A 6929-nucleotide genomic window follows, 5' to 3' on the forward strand; every position below is an offset into this window, starting at 1 on the left:
GGCGCACGACGACTTCGTGATTCTTGAGGACTGTGCCGTCGCCATGCCCCCTCGCTGCATCCCCCTGGGCAAGGCTCAGTCCGTCCCCGAGTGCTCAGCCTCGAGTTCCGTCTCCAGCTCCAGCGCGGCCTCCACAAGCTCGTCCTCCATGCCGGTCAGTTCATCGTGCTGCCCCACGTACTGCCGCACGGCGTCTTCGAGGCTGGACTCGCGGGTCACGACGGTCCGCCGCTTGCGCTCGGCCGGCTCGATCGTGCGCTCGATGGCGGCGATCGTGTCGGCGGCCTCCAGCGCGCTCCGGATGCGGCTCTGGTCGACGTGGGCCACCTGTTCTTCCTCTACGTGGTAGCGGACCCGAACGATGGCGTCGGCCACGTCCCGCTCACGGATGGCGTCCAGAATGCGCTCGGTGGGCGCCTCGGCGTCGCGGACGTCGACCCGCACAGCGACGAACGGGCGCGCCGGGGTCTCGACGAAAGTGGTCCGAGTAACAGGGTCGCGGGACGGATCGATGTCTACCAGCCGGACGCCTTTGGACTCGTCGTGCTCGTTAAACGTCACGCGCTCGATGCTCCCGGCGTACACGACGGGGGGGTGCCCCTCCTCGTTGCGGTCCTGTGGCCGGTGCACGTGGCCGAGGGCCACGTAGTCGATGGGGGGGACGGCAAGCTGACCCACAGTGAACTTGGGCTCCGACGTAATGAGCGTGGCGTGCTCCGAGCCGGCCAGTTCGGCGCCCTGCACGGTGACGTGGCCGGCCAGTACGGTGGGCACGTCGGGAGAGAGCACCCGCTTGTCCCCGTCGGTAGTCACCCCGTGCTCGCCCTCCAGGATTTCGTTTGTCCGACGCTGGATGTAGTTCACGTAGCGCTCTTCGATGAACTGCCGGAGTTCGTCCGGCGATAGGGAGCGGTACTCGTCCTTCGTGAGAATCTGGCTCCGGATGGGCCAGGGCAGGGGAATGAACTGGAGGGGCCCGCTGTCCGTCTCGATCACCTGGACGTCCGAGGCTGGTTTGCGGTAGCAGTAGACCTCCCCGGCGATGTGGTCGAAGATATCGAGCGACGAGGCACGGCCGAACGTGACGGGGTGGTCGTGGTTGCCGACGAGGAGCACGATGGGAATGCCGGCGTCGGCAAGGGGCCGGAGCGACTGAACGAAGAGTTTCTGCTGGGTGGGAGTGGGATCGGCCGTGTGGTAGGCATCGCCGCAGAAGAGGAAGGCATCGACGTCCGCATCGAGGGCCCGCTGAACGACAGCATCGAGCGAGCGCTGGACGTCGAGCAGGCGCGTGTTGAGGCCCGTGTCCGGGTCGCGTCGTCCGTGCGTCTTGGTCCCGAGATGAATGTCGGCGGTGTGCAGCAGCTTCACGCTTGGACGGGAGAATGCGTATGGCGAACGGACGTAGAGAGAGCGTCTAGAGAAGACTGGGTGCGCGGCAGGGGGGGCCGCGCCAGCCAGATGCGGGCGGGCTACCAGCCAATCCCGCCCTGATCGCTGGTCGTATCCTCTGGGGCCCCGTAGGTCTCAACCAGCGGAAAGGAGGCTTCCTTCGAGAGCGACACCTTGTCCGACTTTGCGATGCGCCGGTAGTAGTCGCCAATCAGAAAGAGCGCGCTGTGGGCCCCCTGCCCCCAGAAGTCCGTCCGGAACGTCAACCGCTGGTCGTCGAAGCCCACCCAGGCCCCGCTCACGAGCTCGGGGTGCATCAACATAAACCAGGTGTCGGCCGACCGAGACGTAGTGCCGGTCTTGCCCGCTAGGTCATACTCCTCGAGGCCGAATTGTGTGCGGATGCGGACGCCCGTTCCGTAGTCAATAACCCCCCGCATCATGTCCACGACCGTGTAGGCCGTTCGCGGGGAGAGGGCCTCGCGTGGGCTCGGCGAGGCCTCCCAAATTACGTTTCCGTACCGGTCTTCGATGCGCGTGATGGACACGGGGTCGTTGTACAGGCCTCCGCTGGCGAGGGTAGAGTACGCGGCGGCCATCTCAAGCAGCGTCACCTTGCTCGTGCCGAGGGCAATCGACGGCACTTCGTGGAGGGAACTCTTGATGCCCATACGACGAGCGTAGGTGGCCACCGTGCTCGGATTCAGTTTGAGCGCGAGCCGGGCGGTCACTGTATTCTTCGAGTTGGCTAGGCCCTGACTCAGCGTAAGCATCTCGCCGGAGGACTCCCTGTCATAGTTCTGCGGGGTCCAGGTCGTGTCGGCCCCTTCGTCCTCCCAGGTAAAGGTGCTATCGAGCATCGTGTCGTACGGCGAGTAGCCATTGTCAATGGCGGCCGTGTAGGTGAAGGGCTTGAAGGTGGAGCCCGGCTGACGCTGAGCAATGCCCACCTTGTCGTACTTGTCGGTCCGGAAGTTGCGTCCGCCAATCCACACCTTGACGTGGCCGTTTCGTGGATCGAGCGTGACCAGCCCGGCACCGAGACGGGTCTTGACCTTGCGCAGCGAATCGATGAATGACTCATTGCTCCGGAGGCGCTCCAGGGCGGCGTCCTCGCGTACCCCCCGGGCCCGCAGGGTGTCGTAGCGCGCCGTTCCGCGGATGAAGTCATTCACGACGCCAGGGTTCGACGCCCAGAAGTGCGCGAAGGGCTCGTAATCCTCTCCGGGCGTCAGCGATCGGTAATCGTCGAGGCTGTTGCTGTAGAGTCCGGGCGAGGGCGCACTCCACTGATACCCGACGACCTTCTGGAGCGCAGACATCTTCTGCTTGACTGCTGCCCGGGCCATGGCCTGCAGTTTCGAGTCGAGCGTCGTGTAGACACGGAGCCCGTCCCCGTAAATGTCGTGGCCGTGGAGGGGGTGCTCTGGATTCTGAGCCCAATCCGCAAGTGTCTTACGCACATGCTCGGCGAAGTATGGGGCAAGGCTTGCAGAGAGCCGCGACGAGTGGTACTCGGCCCGCACCGGGTCGTCCTTGTGCTTCTGGTAGTAGGAGGCCTCAAGATAGCCCTGGGACACCATCAGTCGCAGGACCACGTTCCGACGCTGCTTCGCGTGCCTCGGGTTCCGCACTGGGTTGTAGTACGTTGTCGCCTTCAAGAGCCCAACAAGGGTGGCGGACTGAAGCGGATCGAGGTCGGCGGCCCGGCAGCCGAAGTAGGTCTGCGCCGCGGCCTCGATGCCGTAAACGTTCCCCCCGAAGCTGACGGTGTTCAGGTACATCTCAAGGATTTCCTGCTTCGTGTAGCGCCGCTCCAGCTCGACAGCCGTCACCATCTCCTTGAGCTTTCGCGCGATGGTAACAGCACGCCCCACCTCCTCGTTGTACAGATTGCGGGCAAGCTGTTGGGTGATGGTCGAGGCTCCCCGGAAGCTACCGGTGAGGATGTCGACCACGGCGGCCATGATGCCCCTGGGGTCGACCCCCCAGTGTCGGTAGAAGCGGTGGTCTTCTGTGGCGATGAGCGCGTGCCGGACCTGGGACGAAATGCTGTCGTGAGGCACCCAGGATCGGTTCTGCCGGGCATACCGGGCCAGCTCCTTGCCGTCGGCCGTGTACGCGATCGTGGCCAGCTGCATGGAAGGATCCTCCAGGCTCTCCGTGGAGGGAATGTCGTCGGTTAGGGTCCAAATGTAAACCCCCCCGACGAGGAGGCCCATCCCCAGAATTCCGCAAAGGATCGAGAGCGCAACGGCTGCCTGCGCCTTCAGCGGGTCGCGGATTCGCCGGTGGAAAAAGCCGCGTATCCCGGCCGTGGGAGACCCCAAGTCCGCCTCCAGCGACTCGTCGTGCGGAGAATCGTCCCTGGACGCCTTCTGGCGGGCGGACCGGTCGCTGAAGTACTCATCGAGTTCTTCGTCGGAGTACGACCATTCGGACATAGTCCAGCGAGCAAGTGACAGTTGATAAAGAGGATCCCGGGGCCCTCGCTTCCACCGTCGTAGGGCCAGTCCTCAGCCGTCAACAGTGCGGGTTCAATGTTCGGAGCGCGCGCACCGTTCCGCCGCTGCGGAGCCGAGCCCCTTTCCTCCTGACGAACAGGGAGCCGCCGTTCGGGCCCGTTTTCTCGTACTTACACACACTTGCTGAGCAAAATAGAGGAAAAACGGTCCCCGACGACGGCGTCAAGGTGCCGTGCGAGGTGCACAGATTCGGCGCCTCTGCCAGACCGCCAACCTCTCTCCTTGAGAGCGGTAGGAGGCCCGGTGTTTCTCCCACACAGGCCCTCGGATGCTAAAGTCCCGAGTGGGACGGCGGGCTTCCCCGCTCAGGCGCGTATTGGAAACAAAGAGGTCCCCCGGACCGAACAGAGCACACCCGTTAACGAGGTCACGACAACGAAGAATAGATCAACGACGTGCTCCCCGAACGGACGGATCCGGTAGCGGTACGTAGACGATGGCCTGTTCGGCACGAGGCCCAGGCTGATTCCCGCTGTCTCTGAAAGGCCTTCTGATCCATGCCCCGACGAACTCGGTACCGGCCGCCTACCCGATTCTCGGTGATGCCGCCGGTCATCAAGAACCTTCTCGTCCTCAACGGACTGGTATTCATCGCGCAGTTTCTGGCGTCCAACACACTCGCGGACGGCTCTCTTCTGGCTCATATTCTGAACTACCTCGCCCTCTATCCGCCAGGAGGCCCCGAACAGGCTGCACTACTGATCTCGGAACAGATAGGAGACGCGCCAGGGTTTTGGCCCTGGCAGATGGTCACCTACAGCTTCCTGCACGGAGGATTTGGGCATCTGTTCATCAATATGCTCATCCTTTGGATGTTCGGGGTCGCGATCGAGAACCAGTGGGGATCGCGGCGCTTCGCAGTCTTTTACTTTATCTGCGTAGTGGGGGCGGCCGTGGTCCACCTCCTCTTCGTGTCGGGTGGGCAGACCGTTCCGACATCGATGGGGCCCACGATGGCAGCCGTCCCAACCGTCGGCGCCTCGGGAGGGGTGTACGGCGTCCTGCTTGCCTTCGGCATGATGTATCCCAACCGGACGATTTACCTCATCTTCCCGCCCATTCCCATCAGGGCCAAGTGGTTCATCCTTGGAATTGGTGCGATACAGCTCTACTCGGCTGTAACGGAAACGCAAGGTGGTGTTGCCAACTTTGCCCATCTGGGCGGTATGGTGGTAGGGTTCCTTCTCATTCAGTACTGGCGAGGCAAACTTCCCGTGGAGCCCGAGCGAGCAATGCGCTGGTGACGCGTGGCTGGGCGGAATGCTACTGGAGGGGCCCTCACGGAATCGTCGCGTTGTAGAAGCAAACCTTGCTCCGACTGGACGGTACAAGACCTCGTAACTGAGCGGCACGTTACCGACTGGTTGCCGAATCATATCTTGTGGGGTCTAACAGCCCAACAAACGACTGTGAACGACTTTAAGACGTGGTACTACCAGCAGCCCTCGGCGCTGCGTACCATCATCACCATCAACGTGGTGGTGTGGGTACTCACGCAGCTCCTGCACCTGTGGCGGCCCGGGCTCCAATTCGTGATGGCCCACTTCGCCCTGCACCCGACGTTCCCGGACATTCTGCTGGAGCCCTGGCAGCTCGTCACGTACAGCTTCATGCACGCTGGGCTGCTGCACATCGGCATCAACATGCTGTTGCTCTTCTGGGTGGGGCGGGAGTTTGAGCGCATGCATGGGTCGCAGCAGTTTTGGACTGTGTACTTGATCACAGCCGTCAGCGGAGGTGTTCTATGTCTGATCCTCAGCCCGTTTGTGCCGAGCATCGCGGGCGGAATGGTCGGTGGCCGGAGCATTCCGGTGCTGGGCGCCTCGGCCTCAGTGCTCGGCGTGCTAACGACCGTGGCGATCCTCTATCCGTACAAGCAGATCCGACTGCTCTTCTTCGGGGTCGTACCGCTGCTGTGGGTGGTGATCGGCTTCCTGATCATCGATGCCCTCCAGGCGCTATCGAGTACCGGAACGGCCGTGGCGGCCCACTGGGGCGGCGCCCTCACCGGCTTCCTCTACGCCAAGGGCCAGCGCGGGGAGCTGGGCCTCCCGTCGTGGACGGTTGGGGGAGGCCGGGCCCGCCGCTCATCGTCCGGGATCCTGAGGCGGATCAGGGGCTGGTTCAGGGCTGAACCCCGGACCGACGGAACGCCCTCGGAGCAGTCGGTCGGATCCGATGGGGCCCCAAGCTCGTCGTCTGATCGGAGCAGTGAGGTGGACCGCATCCTCGACAAAATCAGCGAGGAGGGCTACGAGTCGCTCAGCGACGAGGAGAAGCGCATTCTCTACGAGGCCAGTGAGTCGTAGCGTGCGTGTGGCCGTGGGGCATCAATCCCGGTTGAAATACACGGCCGTGACGGCGACGTTGCACGACAGCTGTTCCGGCTCCGGGAGCGATCGCCAGAGGAGCCTGTACGCAAACCGCTCCGTCTTTCGGACCAAGCATACTCTTGCCCATGGAACGTCCCCGTCGCTCTTCCCGCCCTGTCCAGGTTGGTGACGTGCAGATTGGCGGAGGGGCTCCGGTTTCGGTTCAAACGATGACCGTGTCGAAGACGCACGATGTGGAGGCGTCGCTCGAAGAGATTGAGCGGGTCGCAGACGCGGGGGCCGACATCGTGCGCGTGGCCGTGCCGCGCCCCGAAGACGCCGACGCGCTCTCCGACATCGTGCAGGGGGCGCCCGTTCCTGTTGTGGCCGACATCCACTTCAATTATCAGTACGCCCTCAAGGCCATCGAGGCAGGCATCGACAAGGTGCGCATCAATCCCGGCAACATCGGGAAGCGCAAGTGGGAGCGCGAAGTGCTCGAGGCTGCGAAGGAGGCGGGCATCCCCATCCGGATTGGGGTGAACTCCGGCTCTCTTGAGCAGGACATCCTGGACAAGCACGGCTATCCGAAGCCGGAGGCGCTCTACGAGAGTGCGATGCGCCACGTGGAGGTGTGCAAGCGCAACGACTTCGAGGACATCGTCATCTCGGTGAAGCACTCCGACCCCTACATGATGAT

At 63.4% G+C, this 6929-nt stretch carries 5 protein-coding genes; 3 read left to right on the plus strand and 2 right to left on the minus strand.

The genetic code is table 11. The features are described from left to right. Positions 1 to 75: 75 nt before the first annotated feature. Together ABEL04_RS11555 and ABEL04_RS11560 are read right to left on the minus strand one after the other, a co-directional pair. Positions 76 to 1371 (minus strand): exonuclease SbcCD subunit D, encoded by a 1296-nt coding sequence (locus ABEL04_RS11555; RefSeq protein ID WP_375802546.1) that lies wholly within the window; start codon positions 1369 to 1371, stop codon positions 76 to 78. 101 nt (positions 1372 to 1472) lie between these two features. Next, positions 1473 to 3836 (minus strand): penicillin-binding protein 1A, encoded by a 2364-nt coding sequence (locus tag ABEL04_RS11560; protein WP_375802547.1) that lies wholly within the window; start codon positions 3834 to 3836, stop codon positions 1473 to 1475. A 578-nt stretch (positions 3837 to 4414) separates the two neighbouring features. Between ABEL04_RS11560 and ABEL04_RS11565 the strand changes: the two genes are divergently transcribed. The 3 genes from ABEL04_RS11565 to ABEL04_RS11575 all read left to right on the plus strand — a co-directional run. Continuing rightward, positions 4415 to 5161: a rhomboid family intramembrane serine protease gene (locus ABEL04_RS11565; protein ID WP_375802548.1), complete on the plus strand. Its 747-nt coding sequence runs from the start codon at positions 4415 to 4417 to the stop codon at positions 5159 to 5161. A gap of 165 nt (positions 5162 to 5326) precedes the next feature. Then, a complete protein-coding gene (locus tag ABEL04_RS11570; RefSeq protein WP_375802549.1) occupies positions 5327 to 6226 on the plus strand; it encodes a rhomboid family intramembrane serine protease in 900 nt (299 codons plus the stop codon). Between the two features lie 149 nt (positions 6227 to 6375). Continuing rightward, a partial coding sequence (locus tag ABEL04_RS11575) for a flavodoxin-dependent (E)-4-hydroxy-3-methylbut-2-enyl-diphosphate synthase (RefSeq protein WP_375802550.1) occupies positions 6376 to 6929 on the plus strand: 554 nt, incomplete at its 3' end.

The organism is Salinibacter sp. (genome assembly GCF_042218895.1).
GTDB lineage: Bacteria > Bacteroidota > Rhodothermia > Rhodothermales > Salinibacteraceae > Salinibacter.

Coding starts and splice junctions, on each gene's coding strand:
- ABEL04_RS11560 (WP_375802547.1), bottom strand. CDS start 3,836: ATGTCCGAATGGTCGTACTCCGACGAAGAACTCGATGAGTACTTCAGC.
- ABEL04_RS11565 (WP_375802548.1), top strand. CDS start 4,415: ATGCCCCGACGAACTCGGTACCGGCCGCCTACCCGATTCTCGGTGATG.